The sequence below is a fragment of the Streptomyces sp. NPDC026417 genome (assembly GCF_055567695.1).
Map to the genome: position 1 here is coordinate 578,859 of NZ_JBVHPY010000001.1, position 18,135 is coordinate 596,993.

The following is an 18,135-nucleotide window of genomic DNA, read 5'->3' on the forward strand; positions in this document are numbered from 1 at the left end:
CCCCGCATCCTGCCCCAATCGACAGCTCGTCAGGCCGAGTTCACCGCGAATTCGCCCGACCGGGGAATGGGCAACGACCGCTGCCCAGCCGGGCAGCCCGACCCAGGAGCCGCCCATGACCGAGGCCAGCATCCCCTTCCGCGCCGGCCGCGAGGGATACGCGAGTTTCCGCATCCCGGCCGTCGTCGCCACCGGCGCCGGCACGCTCCTCGCCTTCTGCGAGGGCAGGGTGGGCTCCGCGAAGGACCACGGGAACATCGACATCGTGCTGAAGCGGTCGGCCGACGGCGGCCGCACCTGGGGCCCGCTGCAGGCCGTCGCCCGGAACGGGGACCACCTCGCGGGCAACCCCGCCCCCGTCGTCCTCGACACCGGCCGGGTGCTGCTCGTCCACGTCCGCAGCGCGGCCACCGCGACCGAGGACGCCCTCCTGCGCGGCAAGGTGAAGGCCGCGGACGGCCGCCGGGTCTGGGTGCAGCACAGCGACGACGACGGAGCGGCCTGGTCGGAGCCGCGCGAGATCACCGCCCAGGTGAAGAAGGCGGGCTGGCGCTGGTACGCGACCACGCCCGGGCACGCGGTCCAGCTCACCACCGGCCGCGTCGTCGTGCCCGGCAACCACACCCTCCCGCCCACCGGCCGGGACAACGGCACGGAGGCCAGGTACAACAGCGGGCACTGCCTGCTGAGCGACGACCGCGGGCAGACCTGGTACCTCGGCTACATCGACGAGAACACCGACGGCCGGATCAACGTGAACGAGACCACGGCGGCCGAACTCCCCGACGGGCGCGTCTACTTCAACACCCGCAACGACTCGCCGTCCCCCGGCAACCGCGCCGACGCCCACTCCCGGGACGGCGGCAGAACCCTGGAGAAGCCGTTCCGTCCGCAGGCCGGCCTCGTCACGCCCGTCGTCCAGGGCAGCCTCCTGCAGCTGCGCGACCCCGACCTGCTGCTGTACTCGGGCCCGGCCGACCCCGCCTTCCGCGCCCTGATGACGGTCCGCGCCTCCGCGGACGGCGGCACCACCTGGCGGCCCGCGCACACGGTGGACGGGCTCCCCGCCGCGTACTCCGATCTCGTCCGCGTCGACCCGTCCACCGTCGGGCTGCTCTACGAGACCGGTGACTTCGGCGCGTACGAGACGATCACCTTCCGCCGCATCCCCGTGGCGGCCCTCACCTGAGCGGCAGGGCCGCGAACCGCGCACGTAAAGTCGGCCCATGACCTCTACCGACAGTGCGTCCACCGCCAGTGCCAAGAAGGCTCCCGCCAAGGACCCCTGGGACCTTCCCGACGTCTCCGGACTCGTCGTCGGCGTCCTCGGCGGCACCGGCCCGCAGGGCAAGGGCCTCGCCCTCCGGCTCGCCGGGGCCGGCCAGAAGGTGATCATCGGGTCCCGTGCCGCGGACCGTGCGCGCAGCACCGCCGAGGAGCTCGGACACGGCGTCGAGGGCGCCGACAACGCCGAGTGCGCGCGGCGCAGCGACATCGTGATCGTGGCGGTGCCGTGGGACGGGCACGGCAAGACACTGGAGGCGCTGCGGGAGGAGCTGGCCGGCAAGCTCGTCGTCGACTGCGTCAACCCGCTCGGTTTCGACAAGAAGGGCGCCTACGCCCTGAAGCCGGAGGAGGGCAGCGCCGCCGAGCAGGCCGCCGCCCTGCTGCCGGACTCCCGGGTCACCGCCGCCTTCCACCACCTCTCCGCGGTGCTCCTGCAGGACCCGGAGATCAAGGAGATCGACACCGACGTGATGGTCCTCGGCGAGGAGCGGGCGGACGTGGAGATCGTGCAGGCGCTCGCCGGACGCATCCCCGGTATGCGGGGGATCTTCGCCGGACGGCTGCGCAACGCCCACCAGGTCGAGTCCCTGGTGGCGAACCTGATCTCCGTGAACCGGCGCTACAAGGCCCACGCGGGGCTGCGGCTGACCGACGTGTAGGGCGGGCCCGGGCATGGGGGACACTGGGATGTCGTCACACCAGTCCGTATGTCAGGAGCCGACCCCCATGCCCCGCCTCGCTCTGTACGCCCTCGTCGTCTGCGTCCTCTCCGTCACCGCGGCCGTGGTCTCCTTCGTCCAGGGCAGCCTGCTGGGCATCGTGTGGGTGCTGCTGGCCGGTCTGTCGTCCAACATGACCTGGTACTACGCGCGCCGCGCCCGGATGCGGGACGGCTCCGTCACCGGCTAGCACCCGCCTCAGCGGACGCAGAGCTCGTCGGTGCCCCGCCAGAACCGGTAGAGGTCCTGACCGCAGTAGCGCTGGAGATCGTCGATGCCCAGTCCGTGCAGGATCGCGTAGACAGCGTCGAAGAACGCGATGTTCACCGACGGGATCCACAGCACGGCGAACACGGCGAGCAGACCGAACGGCGCGAACGGCTCCACCTGCCGCCGCACGCCGTACGACAGCCAGGGTTCGATCACCCCGTAACCGTCCAGGCCCGGGACCGGCAGGAAGTTCAGGATCGCCGCGGTGACCTGGAGCAGCGCCAGGAACGCCAGCGCGTACCGGAACTCGGCGGGCACGCCGTCCAGGGCGTGCAGCCAGAAGGGGGCCGTGCACACCACGGCGAACAGGACGTTGGTGAGCGGGCCGGCCGCCGAGATCAGGCTGTGCTTCCAGCGGCCCCGGATCCGGCCCCGCTCGATGAAGACCGCGCCGCCCGGCAGACCGATCCCGCCCATGATCACGAAGATCACCGGCAGGACGATGCTCAGCAGCGCGTGCGTGTACTTCAGCGGGTTGAGCGTCAGGTAGCCCTTGTCGCCGACCGAGATGTCCCCGCTGTGCAGGGCGGTGCGGGCGTGCGCGTACTCGTGCAGGCAGAGCGAGACGATCCAGGCGGCCGTCACGAAGAGGAACACCGCCACACCGGGCTGCTCGGCGAAGCCGGTCCAGGTCGCCCAGCCGGTGACGGCCGTGACGGCCAGGATGCCCAAGAAGACGGGGCTGATCCGCCGGTCGCTGCGGCGGGACGCGGCGGTGGTCATGGGGCTCCCTGGGCTGCTGGCGGCCTGCTCGTCATGCCGGTTGGTCTGCCCGACCGTACCGGGCGCAATCCGAAAACGTCTCGCGATCGCCCGCCGGTTCCGGAGAAGGTGGGGGCATGCGCATGCGGCAGGACACGGTTCGGCGAGGGGCCAACCGGGAGACAGGCCCCGGCACCCCCACCGGGCGAACCCGGCCCACCGGGGAGCCCCGGCCCACCGGGGAAACCGGGTGCATCGTCCCCGCCGGGGAGGCCCCGCTCACGGTCCTCGCCGGGCGGACCCGGCCCACGGTGCCCGCCGGGCGAACCCGGTCCACGGTGCCCGTCGCGGTGGCCCGGTCCACCGTCCCCGCGGGGGGACGAGCGCCGCTCACCGTTACCGCCCACGGGGACAGCGCGGCCGGTCTCCGTTCCGGGCGGTCTCCGGGGGCCGCCGCGGACCGTCCCGGCTCCGGGCGGTGCGGCCGGCCGTACGCCCGTACGCTCCTGTCGGGGCCCCGGCCCGCCCGAGCACCGGGTATCGCCCCGGACGCCGCGGGCCGTCCCGGGCGACCCGGGCGGCCCCACCCCCACCCGCCCGGAACGGCGCCCCACGCCGTCCGGGCGTCCGGCATCCAACCCTGACGTCACCGGAGACAATGGACCCCGTGCGCTACCGCGTCCTCGGCACCACGCAGGCACTCCGCCCCGACGGCAACCCCGTCCCGGTCGGCGGAGCGCGGCTGCGTGCCCTGCTGACGGTGCTCGCCCTGCGGGCCGGCCGGACCGTACCGGCCGCCCACCTCGTCGACGAGGTGTGGGACGGCGAGCCGCCCGCCGACGCCACCGGCGCGCTCCAGGCGCTGGTGGGACGCCTGCGCCGGGCGCTCGGCCCGGACGCGGTCGCCTCGATCGACGGCGGCTACCGGCTGGCCGCCGCCCCCGACGACGTGGACCTGCACCGTTTCGAGCGGCTGTCCGGCGAGGGCACCCGCGCGCTGGCCGACGGCGACCCCGCCAAGGCGGCCGTGATCCTCGACGACGCCCTCGCCCTGTGGCACGGACCGGCACTCGCCGACCTGCCCGACCGCACCGCGGAGTCGGCCCGCTGGGAGACCCGCCGCCTCGACGCGCGCCGCGCCCGCCTCACCGCCGCCCTCGCCCTCGGCCACGCCGCGCAGGCCCTGCCCGAGCTGACCGCCCTGTGCGACGCGCACCCCCTGGACGAGCCCCTCCAGGCCCTCCGGCTGCGAGCCCTGCGCGACGTCGGCCGCCCCGCCGAGGCCCTCGCCGCGTACGACTCCGTACGCCGCGCCCTGGCCGACCGGCTGGGCTCCGACCCCGGACCGGAACTGCGCGCCCTGCACGGCGAACTCCTGCGGGCCGGGGAGACGCCCGCGGCGCCCGCCGCCCCCGTCACCCCGCACCCCGGCAACCTCCGCGCCCGCCTCACCTCCTTCGTGGGCCGGGAGGCCGACATCGATGCCATCCGCGGCGACCTCGCGGCGGCGCGGCTCGTGACGCTGCTCGGACCGGGCGGGGCCGGCAAGACCCGCCTGTCGCAGGAGGCCGCGGAGACGGTCGGGGACGCGGCCCGCGACGGGGTGTGGCTGGCCGAGCTGGCGCCCGTCGACGACCCCGGGGCCGTCCCCGAGGCCGTGCTCACCGCGCTCGGCGCCCGCGAGACCGTGCTGCGCGGCGCCGGAGCCGAGGAGCTGCGGGCGGTGGCCGACCGGCACGACGACCCCGTGTCCCGGCTCGCCGAGCACTGCGCCAAACGCCGCCTGCTGCTCATCCTCGACAACTGCGAACACGTCGTCGACGCCGCCGCCCGGCTCGTCGAGCAGCTGCTGGAGCGCTGCCCCGGCCTGACCGTCCTCGCCACCAGCCGCGAACCCCTCGGCGTACCGGGGGAGTTGCTGCGTCCCGTGGATCCGCTGCCCGAGCCCGTCGCGCTGCGGCTGCTCGCCGACCGCGGAGCCGCCGCACGGCCCGGATTCCGTGTCGAGGACGACCCGGACGCCGCCGCCGAGATCTGCCGCCGGCTCGACGGGCTGCCGCTGGCCATCGAACTCGCCGCCGCCCGGCTGCGGATGCTCACGCCGCGGCAGATCGCCGACCGGCTGGACGACCGCTTCCGGCTGCTGACCTCGGGCAGCCGTACGGTCCTGCCCCGGCAGCAGACCCTGCGCGCCGTCGTCGACTGGTCCTGGGACCTGCTCGACGAGGAGGAGCGCGAGGTGCTGCGACGGCTGTCCGTCTTCGCGGGCGGCTGCGACCTGCCCGCCGCGGAGGCCGTGTGCGGCCCGGCCGCGCTGGAGGTCCTCGGCTCGCTCGTCGACAAGTCCCTCGTCGTCGCGGCGCCCGCGGGGGACGGTGCGATGCGCTACCGGCTCCTGGAGACCGTCGCCGAGTACGCGGGCGCGCGCCTCGACGAGTCGGGCCGGCGCCCCGCCACCGAGCGCGCCCACCTCACGTACTACCGCGAACTCGCCCGCACCACCGACCCCGAACTGCGCGGACCGGGCCAGCTCGCCGCCATCGAGCGGCTGCAGCGCGAGTACGAGAACCTCCGCACCGCCCTGCGGCACGCCGTCGCCGAACGCGACGAGCAGGAGGCGCTCTGCCTCGTCCTCTCCCTCGCCTGGTACTGGCAGACCCGCGACCAGCGCGTCGAGACCCGCGCCTGGTCCCGCGAGGTCATGGCGCTCGGCCCCGACCCCTTCGCACCGCCGCCGCAGCCGATCGCCCCGCTCTACGAGAGCTGCACCGCCGCCCCGCCGCCGATGCGCCCGGACGTCCTCGAAGAGGCCCGGCGCGGAGTCCACCTCATCCACCTCGCCTGCATGGACATGGACCTGAAGGCGTGGGAGACGCCCGAGGCCCAGGAGAAACTGCGGGCCATCAGCGAGGCCTACCGGCCCGGGCTGCCGCAGACCTGCCGCAGCCCCGGCTACCTCTGGTTCTACGCCGTCCTGCTGACCGGTGACATGGACCGGATGCGCACGGTCATCGACATGACGGTCGCCACCTGCCGCGACCTGGGCTACTCCTGGGAACTCGCCGTCGCCCTGCAGATGCGCGCCAACATCCTCGCCAACCGCTCCGACTGGGCGGGCGACGCCTCCCGCGACGCCGACGAGGCACTGCGGATCTTCGTGCGCCTGGGCGACGCCTGGGGCGCGGCCGAGGCCCTCTCGGCGCGCGGAGAGGCCCACGAGCGGCAGGGTTCGTACGCCCTCGCCGCCACCGACTACACCGAGGCGATCACCTACGCCGAACGGCTCGGCGCCCACGCGCAGTCGGCGGTGCTCAGCGCCCGGCTCGGCAGCGTCCTGGTGGAGTCGGGGGAGCCCGAGCGGGGCGAGCGGATGCTGCGCGACGTGCTGGCGGCCGGCCACGGCGCGGTCAACGAGGCGATGCCCGCCTCCCGCCTCTTCCTCGCGGTGTGGCTCGGCCGCACCGGCCGGGTCGAGGAGGCACGCGAGCAGATGCGCCTGCTGCGCACCGACTTCGAGGCCGTCACCTTCGTGGTCTTCGACGGGTTCGTCGTCGGCGTGGAGGCCTGGCTGGACACGGTCGAGGGGCGGTTCGCGAGCGCCCGCGAGAAGGCCCGGACGGCCCTGGCGCGGTCCACGGACCCGCTGACGCAGATGATCGCCCCGCACATGACCTCCACCCACCTGATCACGGCCGCCATCGCCCTCGCCGGAGTCGACGCGGGCCGGTACGCCCGGGACGCGGCCCGGCTCATCGGGGCGGCCGACGCCATGCTGCCGCCGGGGCACTTCGCCCGTCCCACGGAGGACGAGGTGCGGGCGCAGGCCGAGGCGGGTGTGCGGGCCGTGCTCGACGACGCGGCGTACGAGGCCGCGTACCGCGAGGGCGGCGGGCTCTCCCTGGAGGAGGCCGCCGCCCTCGTCTGACGCTGTCCGGGCCGCCGCCCGGCGGGCGTCAGCTCTTGGTCCGGAACTTGTGGATCGCGATGGGGGCCATCACCAGCGTGAGGGCCGCCGTCCAGCCGAGGGTCACCCACAGGTCGTGCGCGACCGGTCCGCCGACCATCAGACCGCGAGCGCTGTCCGCGAGGGCGGACAGCGGGTTGTAGTCCGTGAAGGTCTGCAGCCAGCCGGGCATCGTCTGGGGCGGCGAGAAGATCGACGAGCCGAACTGCAGGGGCATCAGCACCAGGAATCCCATCGCCTGGACGGACTGCGCGTTCTTCATGGTGACGCCGAGGACCAGGAAGATCCACATCAGGGCGGAGCCGAAGAGGGTGGCGAGTCCGACGGCGGCGAACAGGCCGGGCCAGTTCTCGATGTCGAAACCGACCAGCACACCGACGACCATCAGGATCGTGGTCGCCACGAGCATCCGCATCAGCTCCACCACGATCTTGGCGAAGAGCACCGAGCCCTGACCGATCGGCAGGGTGCGGAAGCGGTCCATGACACCGGTCTGGAAGTCCTGGTTGAAGCCGGTGCCGACGGCCGTGGCGATGTTCATGCCCATCATGGCCATCAGGCCGGGCACCACGTACTGCACGTACTGCTGCTGCCCGCCGCCCAGCGACTGCCCGATGGACCCGCCGAAGACGTACACGAACAGCAGGGTGAAGACGACGGGCATCAGGACGGCGTCGAACATCGACTCCGGGTCCTGGCGGATCCACAGCAGGTTGCGGCGGACCAGCGCCCCGATGTGGCGCGCGTGGGCGCGGGGTGTGATGCGGGAGTCACCCTCGACGGCGAGGGGGGCTTCGGCGACGGCGGTGGTCATGCGGAGACCTCCTCGTAGGCGCGGGCGGGGGTCTCGTCCTGCGGGGCACTGGCCTTGTGGCCGGTGAGGGACAGGAACACCTCGTCCAGACTGGGCAGTTCGGTGGAGATGGAGGCGATGGTGATGCCGCGTGCGGTGACCGCGCCGACCACGGCGGTGAGCTGCTCGTCGCTGAGGATCGGGACCAGCACGCTGCCGGTCTCGGCGTCCACGATCGTCGAGGCGAGGCCGGTGAGCCCCAGGTCGTCGAACATGGCGGCCAGCGGGCGCAGTTGCAGCGGGTCCACCGGACGGATCCGCAGCGTACGGCCGCCGACCCGTGCCTTCAGCTCGTCGATGCGGCCGTTGGCGATGACCTTGCCGCGGTCGATGACCGTCAGCTCGGAGGCCAGCTGCTCGGCCTCCTCCATGTACTGGGTGGTGAGCAGCACGGTGACGCCGTCGGCGACCATGCGCTTGACCTCCTGCCACACCTCGTTGCGGGTGCGCGGGTCGAGGCCGGTCGTCGGCTCGTCCAGGTACAGCACGGCCGGGCTGCCGATCATGGAGGCGGCGAGGTCGAGCCGGCGGCGCATACCGCCGGAGTACGTCGACGCCGGGCGCTTGGCGGCGTCGGTGAGCGAGAAGCGCTCCAGGAGCTCGTCGGCCCGTCGGCGGGCGTCCTTGCGGGACAGGTCGAGCAGCCGCCCGATCATGTACAGGTTCTCCCAGCCCGGGAGCTTCTCGTCGACCGAGGCGTACTGGCCCGTGAGGCCTATCACCCGGCGCAGCTGCCGGGGCTGCTTCAGCACGTCGTAGCCGGCGACCGTGGCCTGTCCGGCGTCCGGGGTGATGAGGGTGGACAGGCAGCGCACCAGGGTGGTCTTGCCGGCGCCGTTGGGACCCAGCACACCGAGGACCGTGCCCTCGCGCACCTCCAGGTCGACCCCGTCCAGTGCCTTGGTCGCGCCGTAGTGCTTGACCAGCCCCCGTACGGTGACGGCGCTTCGTGCGCCGCCGGTGGGGTTGTCGTCGATTCGCGTCATGCAGCCAAGCTCCCACCCTCCACCGACAAACCACCGACAGAGCACCGACAGCTCACCGACACCGGGGTTCCGGCCCGTCGGGGACCCGGCCCGTCGGGCATTCCGCCTCGCCCGGGAACGGCACAGCCCCGCCGACGGGGGAAGATCGGCGGGGCTGCTCGGTGCCGCAGTGGTTCGGTGGGGCGTACGACCGGTCCGGCCGCGCGCCCGGATCGGGGAGGCGTTCCCCGGAGGGCGCCGGGGCTCAGTGCACGGAGTGCTCGTCGAGCGGGAACGTCCCGCCGACCACGTCGTCGGCGAACGCCTTCGCCGCGTTCCCCATGACCTCGCGCAGGTTCGCGTACTGCTTGACGAACCGGGGCATCCTGCCTCCCGTCAGGCCGAGCATGTCGGTCCAGACGAGGACCTGCGCGTCGGTCTCGGGACCCGCGCCGATGCCCACCGTGGGGATGTGCAGCACCCGCGTGACCTCGGCAGCGAGCTCCGCCGGCACCAGCTCCAGGACGACCGCGAACGCACCCGCGTCCTGCACCGCCTTGGCGTCCCGCAGCAGCTGCTGGGCCGCCTCCTCGCCGCGTCCCTGTACGCGGTAGCCCATGGAGTTCACGGACTGCGGGGTCAGGCCGATGTGCGCCATGACCGGGATGCCGGACTCCACGAGCAGCTCGATCTGGCGGTGCGACCGCTCGCCGCCCTCCAGCTTCACCGCGCCGACGCCGGCCTCCTTGACGAGGCGGGTGGCCGACCGCAGGGCCTGCACCGGCCCCTCCTGGTACGAGCCGAAGGGCAGGTCGCCGACGATCAGGGCGCGGCTGGTGCCGCGTACGACGGCCGCCGACAGCATGGTCATCTCGTCGAGGGTGACGGGCACGGTCGTCTCGTACCCCAGGTGGCAGTTGCCCGCCGAGTCGCCGACGAGCATGACCGGGATGCCGGCCTCGTCGAAGACGGACGCGGTCATCGCGTCGTACGCGGTGAGCATGGGCCACTTCTCGCCGCGTTCCTTGGCGGTGGTGATGTCACGCACGGTGATGCGGCGAGTGCCCTTGCCGCCGTACAGCGCCTTGCTGTCGGACTTCTGGCCAGACTCCTGACCCGGCTTCGGGGCAGCCGAAAGCTGCGTCATCGCAACGGCTCCTTCTGTCTGTCATCTCGAGGCGCCCTGACGGCGTCCCCGGATCACCCCCATGGTGGCACCTCGTGCCACGGGAGGCCAGACCGCGGGGAGCGAGGTGCGTCTCCCGGCCCGTCTGCGGTCCGGCGCGGGCCCTCGTAAGTTGTTGGTAAGTTCTCCGTAAAGTACTTTCGATACGAGACGGTGCCGTATCGAATCTAGTTAGGCTGGCGGGCATGACAACTTCCGCTCCCTCCACCGAACGACGGGTGCCAGAGGCGGTGCACCGGCGCCGCTGGGCCATCCTCGGTGTGCTCATGCTCAGTCTGCTGATCGTCGTGCTCGACAACTCGATCCTGAACGTCGCCATCAAGACGATCTCGACACCGGCGCCCACCGGCCTGGGCGCCACCCAGAGCGAGCTGGAGTGGGCCATCAACGCCTACACGCTCGTCTTCGCCGGCCTGCTGTTCACCGCGGGCCTCCTCGGTGACCGGCTCGGCCGCAAGAAGGTGCTGCTCGCCGGTCTCGCCGTGTTCGGCATAGGGTCCGCACTCGCCGCGGAGTCCGGCTCGCCGGTCCAGCTCATCGTGTTCCGCGCGGTCATGGGCCTCGGCGCCGCCTTCGTGATGCCCGCGACCCTCGCCGTCCTCATGAACGTCTTCGAGCGCGACGAGCAGCCCAAGGCCATCGGCATCTGGGCCGGCGGCGTCGGCCTCGCCATCGCCATCGGGCCGATCACCGGCGGCATCCTGCTCGACCACTTCTGGTGGGGCTCGGTCTTCCTGATCAACGTGCCGATCGTGGTGCTCGCGCTGGGCCTGATGCTCTGGCTGGTCCCCGACTCCCGCGACCCGAACCCGGGCCGGCTCGACCCGGTCGGCGTGGTCCTCTCGGTCGTCGGACTCGTCCTGCTCGTCTACGGCATCATCAAGGGCGGCCAGCTCGCCGACTTCACCGACCCGAAGGTGCTCGCGACCGTCGCGGCCGGACTCGCCGTCCTGGTCGTCTTCGTCGTGTACGAGAAGCGCAGCGACCACCCGTCCATCGACGTGACGTACTTCCGGAACAAGGTCTTCTCGGCCGCCATGTCCGCCATCGCGCTGGTCTTCTTCGCGCTGATGGGCGTGACCTTCTTCTCGGTCTTCTACACCCAGAGCGTGCGCGGCTACTCGCCGCTGCAGACCGGTCTGCTGATGCTGCCGCTCGCCGCCGCCCAGATCATCTTCGCGCCGCGCGCCCGGCTGGTGGTCGACCGCTTCGGCAACCGCGCCACCTGCACCGCCGGCCTCGTGATCATCGCCGCGATGCTCGCCGCGTTCGCCACCCTGGAGGCGGACACGCCGATCTGGATCCTGGAGGTCATCTTCTTCCTGATGGGCACCGGCATGGCGCACATCATGACGCCGACCAGTGTCGTCATCATGCAGGCGCTGCCGCGCGAGAAGGCGGGCTCCGCGTCCGCGCTGAGCAACACCTTCCGCCAGGTCGGCGGTGCCCTCGGCATCGCGGTGCTCGGCTCGGTGCTGTCGACGGCGTACCGCAACGGCATCGAGGACGATCTCACCGCGCTGCCCGCCGGTCTGCGGCACACCGCGGGCGAGTCCATCGAGGCCACGCTCGGCGTCGCCGCCAAGCTCGGCCCCCGGGGCGAGGCCCTCGTCGCGCCCGCCAACGACGCCTTCCTGCACGCCATGCACGTCACCGCCCTGTGCGGCGCGGGCGTGGCGGTCATCGGCGCGGTCGTGGTCGCCCTGTTCCTGCCGGGCCGCCCGCCGGCCCCGCAGGAGGGCGAGGAGGAGACGGAGTTGGTCACCGCGGAGCACTAGATCCCGGACGGCCGGACCCGATCCGGGAGAATCACCCCAGCGCAACGGAGAAACGGAGTCGACGTGGGCCTCGCGGACAGCCGAGCCGGACAGGAGGTGACCGCCTCCCGGGGACGCCCCCGCAGCGAGGCAGTGGAACGGGCGATCATCGAGGGCGTGATGAAACTCCTCGAGGACGGCGTCCCGTTGGGGGAGGTCTCCATCGAACGGGTGGCCCGCACCGCGGGAGTCGGCAAGGCGACCATCTACCGCCGCTGGCGCGGCAAGGAGGAACTCTTCGTCGACGTCCTGCGCGCCGCCGAACCCTCGGAACCGGATCTGCCCGGCACGTCGATGCGCGACGACCTCGTCGTCCTCGTGGAGGGGCTGCGCCAACGGGGTCTGATGAACCGTTCGTCGGCAATCATGCACAACGTCTACGTCCAGATGAAGAGCAGTCCGAAGATCTGGGCGGCGTACCACGCGATGGTCGTCGAGCCCCGCCGCAGGCTCACCGTCGAGGTCCTGCGCCGCGGACAGCTCAGCGGTGAACTCCGCGACGACCTCGACGTGGAGCTCATCAACGACATCGTGGTCGGCCCCATGCTCGTGCGTTCCGTCATGCGTCCCGACGCCGACCTGCCCGACGACCTCGCCGCACGGATCGTCGACGCGGTGCTCACGGGACTGCGGCCGCCCACGCCGTAGTCCCGTGGCCCGCGCGGTAGTTCATCGGGCAACCAGATGCCCGTATGTGCGTGTTTCGTCACAGAGGCGGGGCAGAACGCCGAGGTCCGGAACTCCGAAGGGCGAGTTGTACGTCCTCGTGCCCGTACGGCCGTCGCGGGACGGCAGGAAGGGCACCGATCATCCCCTAGGGTCGTAGACGCGGGACAGACGGTGTGCACGGCAAGTGGTGAGGCGACGGTATGGCGCAGGCGTATGTGACGGAGACGGGCAGCGGCGGCTCGGGACCCGACCGCCGAGGATCCCGGCTTCGGCGCCTGACCGACGGCTGGCGCGGCGACCGGGGCATCTGGCGCCGCGGTCTGGTGCTCGCCGCGCTCGCGCTGATCCTCGCCCTCGTCATGCTGCTGCACGCGCAGATCCCCAACACCATCGGCAACCTCGGCAGCCTCACCGAGACCTTCCTGCCCTGGCTCGGCGTCCTCGTGCCGGTCCTGCTGGTCCTCGCGGTGGTCCGGAAGTCCGCGACGGCCCTGATCGCCGTGCTGCTGCCCGCGGTCGTCTGGCTGAACCTGTTCGGCGGGCTGCTCTCGGACAAGACCGGGGGCGGTGGGGACCTGACCGTCGTCACCCACAACGTCAACGCCGACAACCCGGATCCGTCCGGCACCGCGCGCGACGTGGCCGCCTCCGGCGCCGACGTCGTGGCCCTGGAGGAGCTCACGGCCGCAGCGGTCCCGGTGTACGAGAAGGCGCTCGCGTCGACGTACAAGTACCACTCGGTGCAGGGCACCGTCGGGCTGTGGAGCAAGTACCCGCTGACCGGTGCCGGTCCCGTGGACATCAAGCTGGGGTGGACGCGCGCGATGCGGGCGACGGTGACGGCGCCGGCCGGGCAGGTCGCGGTGTACGTCGCCCACCTGCCCTCGGTCCGGGTGAAGCTGGAGGCCGGGTTCACCGCCCGCCAGCGCGACAAGAGCGCGGACGCGCTGGGTGAGGCGATCGCCGACGAACAGGTGCAGCGGGTCGTCCTGCTCGGCGACCTCAACGGCACCATGAACGACCGCGCGCTCAACGCCGTCACCGCGCAGATGCGCTCCGCCCAGGGTGCGGCGGGCAGCGGGTTCGGCTTCAGCTGGCCCGCGTCGTTCCCGATGGCCCGCATCGACCAGATCATGGTCAAGGGGATCGAGCCGGTGACCTCCTGGACGCTGCCCGAGACCGGCAGTGACCACCTTCCGGTCGCCGCGCGCGTCAAGGTGGACGCAACCGCTTCCTGACGGCCTGGAATACTGGGCCAGGGGAGTTTGTTCCTGCACTGAACTTATGGTGCCCGTGCACAGCGACGTGCACGGGCACGACCGTGTGCCCGGACCTGTCCCCGCACGGGAGTCCGCGCGCCCCTCCGCTCCACTGAAAGGCCCCTCATGCCCCTGGCCCTGCTCGCCCTCGCCGTGGGCGCCTTCGGCATCGGTACCACCGAGTTCGTGATGATGGGCCTGCTGCCCGACGTGGCGGACGACCTGGGCGTCTCGATCCCCACCGCCGGCCATCTGGTCTCCTCGTACGCGCTGGGCGTCGTCATCGGCGCCCCGCTGCTGGCCGCCGTGACCTCCCGGATGTCCCGCCGTACGGTCCTGATCGCGCTGATGGGCCTCTTCGTGGTCGGCAACGCGCTGTCCGCCTTCGCGCCCGACCATCACTGGCTCCTGGCGGCCCGTTTCCTCAGCGGCCTGCCGCACGGCGCCTTCTTCGGGGTCGGCGCGGTCGTCGCCACGAGCCTGGTCGCGCCCGAGCGCAAGGCGCGTTCCGTCTCGCTCATGTTCCTCGGCCTGACCGTGGCCAACATCGCCGGTGTGCCCGTCGCCACGCTCATGGGGCAGCACCTCGGCTGGCGTGCCACGTTCCTCGGCGTGAGCGTGATCGGCGTGGCTGCCGTGGCCTCGCTCGCGCTGCTGATCCCCCGCGACCACGCGCCCGCCCCGGCGGGCGGCCTGCGCGGTGAACTGGCCGCGCTGGGCTCGCTGCCGGTCTGGCTCGCGCTGGGCACGACGGTCGCCGGCTTCGGCGCCCTGTTCTCCGCGTACAGCTACATCACGCCGATGCTGACGGACGCCGCCGGGTACGCCGACGGCAGCGTGACTCTGCTGCTCGCCCTCTTCGGCGTCGGCGCGACCGCGGGCAACCTGCTGGGCGGACGCCTCGCCGACCACTCCCTCCGGGGGACCCTCTTCGGCGGCCTCGCGTCGCTGGTCGCCGTACTGGCGCTCTTCCCGGTCCTCATGGCCGCCCAGTGGAGCGCGGCCGTCGGGGTCACCCTCCTCGGCGCGGCGGCGTTCATCACGGGGTCGCCGCTGCAGCTGATGGTCATGGAGAAGGCCGCGGCGGCGCCGTCCCTGGCGTCCTCCGCGAACCAGGCGGCGTTCAACCTGGCCAACGCCGGCGGAGCGTGGATCGGGGGGCTCGCCCTCGCGGCGGGCTTCGGGGCGACGTCGCCCGCGGTGGCGGGGGCGTTGCTCGCGGTGCTGGGGCTGGGGGTCGCGGCGGTGGCGTACGCCGTGGACCGGCGGCGGGTCGTTCCGGCGGACGGGGCTGGGGTCGGGCGCCTGGTGGCGACCCACGTCCCCCACCACCAGGAGTCGGCCCACCACTGAGCCCGTCCCCGTCCCCGGCCGAGGTCCCCCCCTCACGGCCATCGGCCTGGCGGCCTCGTCCTCAAGTGCCGGACGGGCTGAATATTCCTCCCGTCGGCCGCGGGGGCGGGGCTGAGGCGCGTCCAGCGTCCGTCACGGCTGTTGGCCTGGCGGCCTCGTCCTCAAGCGCCGGACGGGCTGAATATTCCTCCCGTCGGCCTTGCGGGGGCTGTCTCGTCTTCAAGTGCTGGGTGGGCTGAATCTGCCGTCCCGTCTGTCAGGGGGCGGGGCCGAGGCGCGTCCAGCGTCCGTCGCGGCTGTTGGCCTGGCGGCCTCGTCCTCAAGCGCCGGACGGGCTGAATATCCGTCCCGTCGGCCGCGGGGGCGGGGCTGAGGCGCATCCACCGTCCGTCACGGCTGTCGGCCTGGCGGCCTCGTCCTCAAGCGCCGGACGGGCTGAATATCCGTCCCGTCGGCCTTGAGGGGGCTGTCTCGTCTTCAAGTGTTGGGCGGGCTGACTATCCGTCCCGTCGGCCGCGGGGGCGGGGCTGAGGCGCGTCCAGCGTCCGTCGCGGCTGTTGGCCTGGCGGCCTCGTCCTCAAGCGCCGGACGGGCTGAATAGCCCTCCCGTCGGCTCTGCGGGGGCTGTCTCGTCTTCAAGTGCTGGGCGGGCTGAATCTGCCGTCCCGTCTGTCAGGGGGGCGGGGCCGAGGCGCGTCCAGCGTCCGTCGCGGCTGTTGGCCTGGCGGCCTCGTCCTCGAGCGCCGGACGGGCTGAATATTCCTCCTCGCCGGACGGACTGCGAGTTTCCGTCCCGTCGGTCGTGAAGGGGGTGGCCTCGGCGCTGCGTGGGCCGGAAGGGGCTGGCCTCGTTGGCGGCCCGACTCCCTGGGGCTGGGGTCTGACCTCCGTTGGGGGCGGTCTGTGGGCGCTGTACGGCCGGAGGGGACGGGGCGGTACATCAGATGCCTGTCGCGGGGTGGGCACGTAACGCGGGGAGCCTAGGGAGCTGGCCTGGGTGCCCGGCCCGCGACAGGCGGATGTACCGCCCCGGCCCCGCCCCACGGACCACCTCTCGCGCCCCACCCCCGACCGGTCACCCGCCCACCGGGCTTAGCCGGGACCATCGCCCACCGGTCACCTGCCCACCGGGCCCAGCCGGGACCATCGCCCACCGGTCACCTGCCCACCGGGCCCAGCCGGGACCATCGCCCACCGGTCACCTGCCCACCGGGCCCAGCCAGGACCCTTCCGACCGGTCACCTGCCCACCGGGCCCAGCCAGGACCCTTCCGACCGGTCACCCGCCTACCAGGCCAGGACCCTCCCGACCGGTCACCCGCCCACCGGGCCCGGCCCGGACTACCCCCGAACCGTCCCGGCCACCCGCCCGCGCGGCCCATCCCCGCCGTACCCCGACGTGCCCTCCGACCCGGGCCCGCCGATCATGTGACCCATGACGACGTCGTCCCGCTCCCGCAGCGACAGCCGTGACCGACGTGACCGCCTCGCCGTCGCTCTGCTTCTCGGGCTCGGGGCTCTCGCGTACACCGCGTGGACGCTGGAGGCCGTCCTGCCGACAGGGCTCGCGCCGGCGCGGACGTACGTCAGTGAACTGGCCGCGCGGGACCAGCCCCACGGCGGCCTGTTCCGGACGACGGACCTGCTCGCCGGGGTGCTCCTGTGGGCCGGCGCCCTCTGGGCGCTGCTCCGACTGCCGTCCCGGGGCCGGTGGAACACCGCCGGCTGGACGACCGTCGTGCTCTTCGGCGCGGCCACCGCCGTGGACTCACGACTCCCGATGAGCTGCACACCGACCGTCGACCGGCTGTGCGCCCAGCGCGAGCACGCCGGCCTCGTCCCGGTGACCCACACGGCGCACGCCACGAGCAGCACGATCGCGGTCGGCGGCGCCCTCGTGGCGATGCTCGCCCTGACCCACGCCGCCCGCCGCACCACCCCCACCTCCCTCCTCGCCCGCCTCGGCCCTCCCCTCGTCGTCCTCGAACTGGCCTCGACGCTCTGGACCCTGGCGGCCGTCGCCGCGTTCGAGGAGGGGTACGGCGACTGGTCCCTGGGCATCGCCCAGCGCCTCCAGGTGGGCCTGATCGCCGTCTGGCTGGGAACCCTGGCGCTCACCCTCACCAGGCCCGCCCCACCCCCGAAGGCTCCCGCGAAGGCCACTACCGCGACCACCGCCGCCGCGACCACTGCCCCGACGCCCCGATGACCTTCGTACGCATCGACGGCGTCCCCCACCACGTGCAGGTGGACGGCACAGGCCCCGTCTGCGTCCTGGGCGCGGGTCTCGGGTTGTGCTGGTTCGACTGGGACCCGGTGATGCCCCTGCTCACCCCGCACCGCACGGTCGTACGGTTCGACCGCCCGGGGCTGGGACTCAGTGGCCCCGGGCCCAGGCCCGGAGCCGCCCGGGCCTGGCCCACGCTGCACGACGAGGCGCGGCGCATCGCGCACGTCCTGGACGCGCTCGGGCTCGACACCCCGGCGACCGTGGCCGGACACTCCCTCGCGGGCTTCCACGCGGAGGCCTTCGCCCGGCTCTTCCCGGCCCGCACGGCGGGGCTCGTCCTGCTGGACACCAGCGTCGAGGAGGAACCGCGCCCCCGCAGAGCACGGGCAGCCCGGAACGCGTGCACGCGCGCGTGCGGCACGCTCCTGGCCGCGGCGGGTGCACCCCGGCTCCTTGGCCCCCCGCTGCGCCGCACGGTGGTACGGGCCGGCCGCAGGACGGGCGGCGACCCCGCCTCCTACGATCTGGTCCGGCGGGCGTACTCCACCAGCCGCTCGCTGCACGCGGTCCTGGCCGAGAACGCCACGTATCGCGACGAGGCGGTCGAACTGGCCTCGCTGCGAAGGAACTTCCCGCTCCCGGCCGTCCCCGTCACCGTCCTCTCGACCGGTTCCCGACGCTGGCTGGCCCGGCAACAGGCCCTGGCCGAGCGGCTGGACGCCGACTTCCGTGTGGCGCACCGCCCCTGCGGTCACCTCCTCATGCTCGACCGCCCCGAGGACGTCGCGTCAGCGGTGCTCGCGCCCGACCCCCAAGTCAACGAGCACCCCTGACCACCAGGGACGCGCCGACGCCGACGCCC

At 73.0% G+C, this 18,135-nt stretch carries 14 protein-coding genes; 10 read left to right on the top strand and 4 right to left on the bottom strand.

What is annotated here, in order from left to right; all coding sequences use genetic code 11:
- The first annotated feature begins 115 nt into the window (after positions 1-115).
- From ACZ4NT_RS02490 to ACZ4NT_RS02500, 3 genes are read left to right on the top strand one after another with little or no spacing between them, the layout of a single operon-like run.
- On the top strand, positions 116-1,189 hold the full coding sequence (locus ACZ4NT_RS02490) for a sialidase family protein (RefSeq protein WP_121403365.1): 1,074 nt from the start codon (positions 116-118) through the stop codon (positions 1,187-1,189).
- A 37-nt stretch (positions 1,190-1,226) separates the two neighbouring features.
- On the top strand, positions 1,227-1,946 hold the full coding sequence (gene npdG / locus ACZ4NT_RS02495; RefSeq protein ID WP_121403366.1) for an NADPH-dependent F420 reductase: 720 nt from the start codon (positions 1,227-1,229) through the stop codon (positions 1,944-1,946).
- A gap of 13 nt (positions 1,947-1,959) precedes the next feature.
- Positions 1,960-2,196, top strand: coding sequence for a hypothetical protein (locus tag ACZ4NT_RS02500; RefSeq protein ID WP_467722825.1), 237 nt, complete (start codon positions 1,960-1,962; stop codon positions 2,194-2,196).
- An 8-nt stretch (positions 2,197-2,204) separates the two neighbouring features.
- Here the strand turns inward: ACZ4NT_RS02500 and ACZ4NT_RS02505 are convergent, their stop codons facing one another.
- On the bottom strand, positions 2,205-2,999 hold the full coding sequence (locus ACZ4NT_RS02505) for a site-2 protease family protein (RefSeq protein ID WP_467722826.1): 795 nt from the start codon (positions 2,997-2,999) through the stop codon (positions 2,205-2,207).
- A 637-nt stretch (positions 3,000-3,636) separates the two neighbouring features.
- Between ACZ4NT_RS02505 and ACZ4NT_RS02510 the strand changes: the two genes are divergently transcribed.
- Entirely contained in the window at positions 3,637-6,903 is a 3,267-nt protein-coding gene (locus tag ACZ4NT_RS02510; RefSeq protein WP_467722828.1) for a BTAD domain-containing putative transcriptional regulator, read from the top strand.
- 28 nt (positions 6,904-6,931) lie between these two features.
- On the opposite strand, the gene ACZ4NT_RS02515 is transcribed toward ACZ4NT_RS02510, so the two are convergent.
- The 3 genes from ACZ4NT_RS02515 to panB all read right to left on the bottom strand — a co-directional run bounded on the left by ACZ4NT_RS02515 (position 6,932) and on the right by panB (position 9,907).
- On the bottom strand, positions 6,932-7,756 hold the full coding sequence (locus tag ACZ4NT_RS02515) for an ABC transporter permease (RefSeq protein WP_121403370.1): 825 nt from the start codon (positions 7,754-7,756) through the stop codon (positions 6,932-6,934).
- On the bottom strand, positions 7,753-8,781 hold the full coding sequence (locus ACZ4NT_RS02520) for an ATP-binding cassette domain-containing protein (RefSeq protein WP_121403371.1): 1,029 nt from the start codon (positions 8,779-8,781) through the stop codon (positions 7,753-7,755). The genes ACZ4NT_RS02515 and ACZ4NT_RS02520 overlap by 4 nt, the downstream gene beginning before the upstream one ends.
- Positions 8,782-9,025: 244 nt before the next feature.
- The gene (gene panB, locus ACZ4NT_RS02525; protein ID WP_121403372.1) at positions 9,026-9,907 is read right to left on the bottom strand and encodes a 3-methyl-2-oxobutanoate hydroxymethyltransferase; all 882 of its coding nucleotides are present in this window, start codon (positions 9,905-9,907) and stop codon (positions 9,026-9,028) included.
- A gap of 224 nt (positions 9,908-10,131) precedes the next feature.
- Between panB and ACZ4NT_RS02530 the strand changes: the two genes are divergently transcribed.
- The 6 genes from ACZ4NT_RS02530 to ACZ4NT_RS02555 all read left to right on the top strand — a co-directional run bounded on the left by ACZ4NT_RS02530 (position 10,132) and on the right by ACZ4NT_RS02555 (position 18,106).
- Entirely contained in the window at positions 10,132-11,724 is a 1,593-nt protein-coding gene (locus ACZ4NT_RS02530) for an MFS transporter (RefSeq protein ID WP_467722831.1), read from the top strand.
- 63 nt (positions 11,725-11,787) lie between these two features.
- Positions 11,788-12,411, top strand: coding sequence for a TetR/AcrR family transcriptional regulator (locus tag ACZ4NT_RS02535; protein WP_467722833.1), 624 nt, complete (start codon positions 11,788-11,790; stop codon positions 12,409-12,411).
- Between the two features lie 221 nt (positions 12,412-12,632).
- Positions 12,633-13,670 (top strand): endonuclease/exonuclease/phosphatase family protein, encoded by a 1,038-nt coding sequence (locus ACZ4NT_RS02540; RefSeq protein WP_121403374.1) that lies wholly within the window; start codon positions 12,633-12,635, stop codon positions 13,668-13,670.
- A gap of 147 nt (positions 13,671-13,817) precedes the next feature.
- Complete coding sequence (locus tag ACZ4NT_RS02545; protein WP_467722835.1) at positions 13,818-15,044, top strand: MFS transporter; 1,227 nt, start codon at positions 13,818-13,820, stop codon at positions 15,042-15,044.
- Positions 15,045-16,478: 1,434 nt separating this feature from the next.
- Positions 16,479-17,252, top strand: a complete 774-nt coding sequence (locus ACZ4NT_RS02550; RefSeq protein WP_467722837.1) for a DUF998 domain-containing protein — start codon at positions 16,479-16,481, stop codon at positions 17,250-17,252.
- Entirely contained in the window at positions 17,249-18,106 is an 858-nt protein-coding gene (locus ACZ4NT_RS02555; RefSeq protein ID WP_467722839.1) for an alpha/beta fold hydrolase, read from the top strand. Before ACZ4NT_RS02550 ends, ACZ4NT_RS02555 begins: the two co-directional genes overlap by 4 nt.
- The last annotated feature ends 29 nt before the right edge of the window (positions 18,107-18,135 follow it).

Excerpts from the sequence above, each read along its gene's own strand:
- ACZ4NT_RS02515 (WP_121403370.1), bottom strand. The coding sequence starts at position 7,756 with ATGACCACCGCCGTCGCCGAAGCCCCCCTCGCCGTCGAGGGTGACTCC.
- ACZ4NT_RS02510 (WP_467722828.1), top strand. The coding sequence starts at position 3,637 with ATGGACCCCGTGCGCTACCGCGTCCTCGGCACCACGCAGGCACTCCGC.
- ACZ4NT_RS02550 (WP_467722837.1), top strand. The coding sequence starts at position 16,479 with ATGACGACGTCGTCCCGCTCCCGCAGCGACAGCCGTGACCGACGTGAC.
- panB (WP_121403372.1), bottom strand. The coding sequence starts at position 9,907 with ATGACGCAGCTTTCGGCTGCCCCGAAGCCGGGTCAGGAGTCTGGCCAG.
- ACZ4NT_RS02520 (WP_121403371.1), bottom strand. The coding sequence starts at position 8,781 with ATGACGCGAATCGACGACAACCCCACCGGCGGCGCACGAAGCGCCGTC.
- ACZ4NT_RS02540 (WP_121403374.1), top strand. The coding sequence starts at position 12,633 with ATGGCGCAGGCGTATGTGACGGAGACGGGCAGCGGCGGCTCGGGACCC.
- ACZ4NT_RS02555 (WP_467722839.1), top strand. The coding sequence starts at position 17,249 with ATGACCTTCGTACGCATCGACGGCGTCCCCCACCACGTGCAGGTGGAC.
- ACZ4NT_RS02500 (WP_467722825.1), top strand. The coding sequence starts at position 1,960 with ATGGGGGACACTGGGATGTCGTCACACCAGTCCGTATGTCAGGAGCCG.
- ACZ4NT_RS02545 (WP_467722835.1), top strand. The coding sequence starts at position 13,818 with ATGCCCCTGGCCCTGCTCGCCCTCGCCGTGGGCGCCTTCGGCATCGGT.
- ACZ4NT_RS02505 (WP_467722826.1), bottom strand. The coding sequence starts at position 2,999 with ATGACCACCGCCGCGTCCCGCCGCAGCGACCGGCGGATCAGCCCCGTC.
- npdG (WP_121403366.1), top strand. The coding sequence starts at position 1,227 with ATGACCTCTACCGACAGTGCGTCCACCGCCAGTGCCAAGAAGGCTCCC.
- ACZ4NT_RS02490 (WP_121403365.1), top strand. The coding sequence starts at position 116 with ATGACCGAGGCCAGCATCCCCTTCCGCGCCGGCCGCGAGGGATACGCG.
- ACZ4NT_RS02530 (WP_467722831.1), top strand. The coding sequence starts at position 10,132 with ATGACAACTTCCGCTCCCTCCACCGAACGACGGGTGCCAGAGGCGGTG.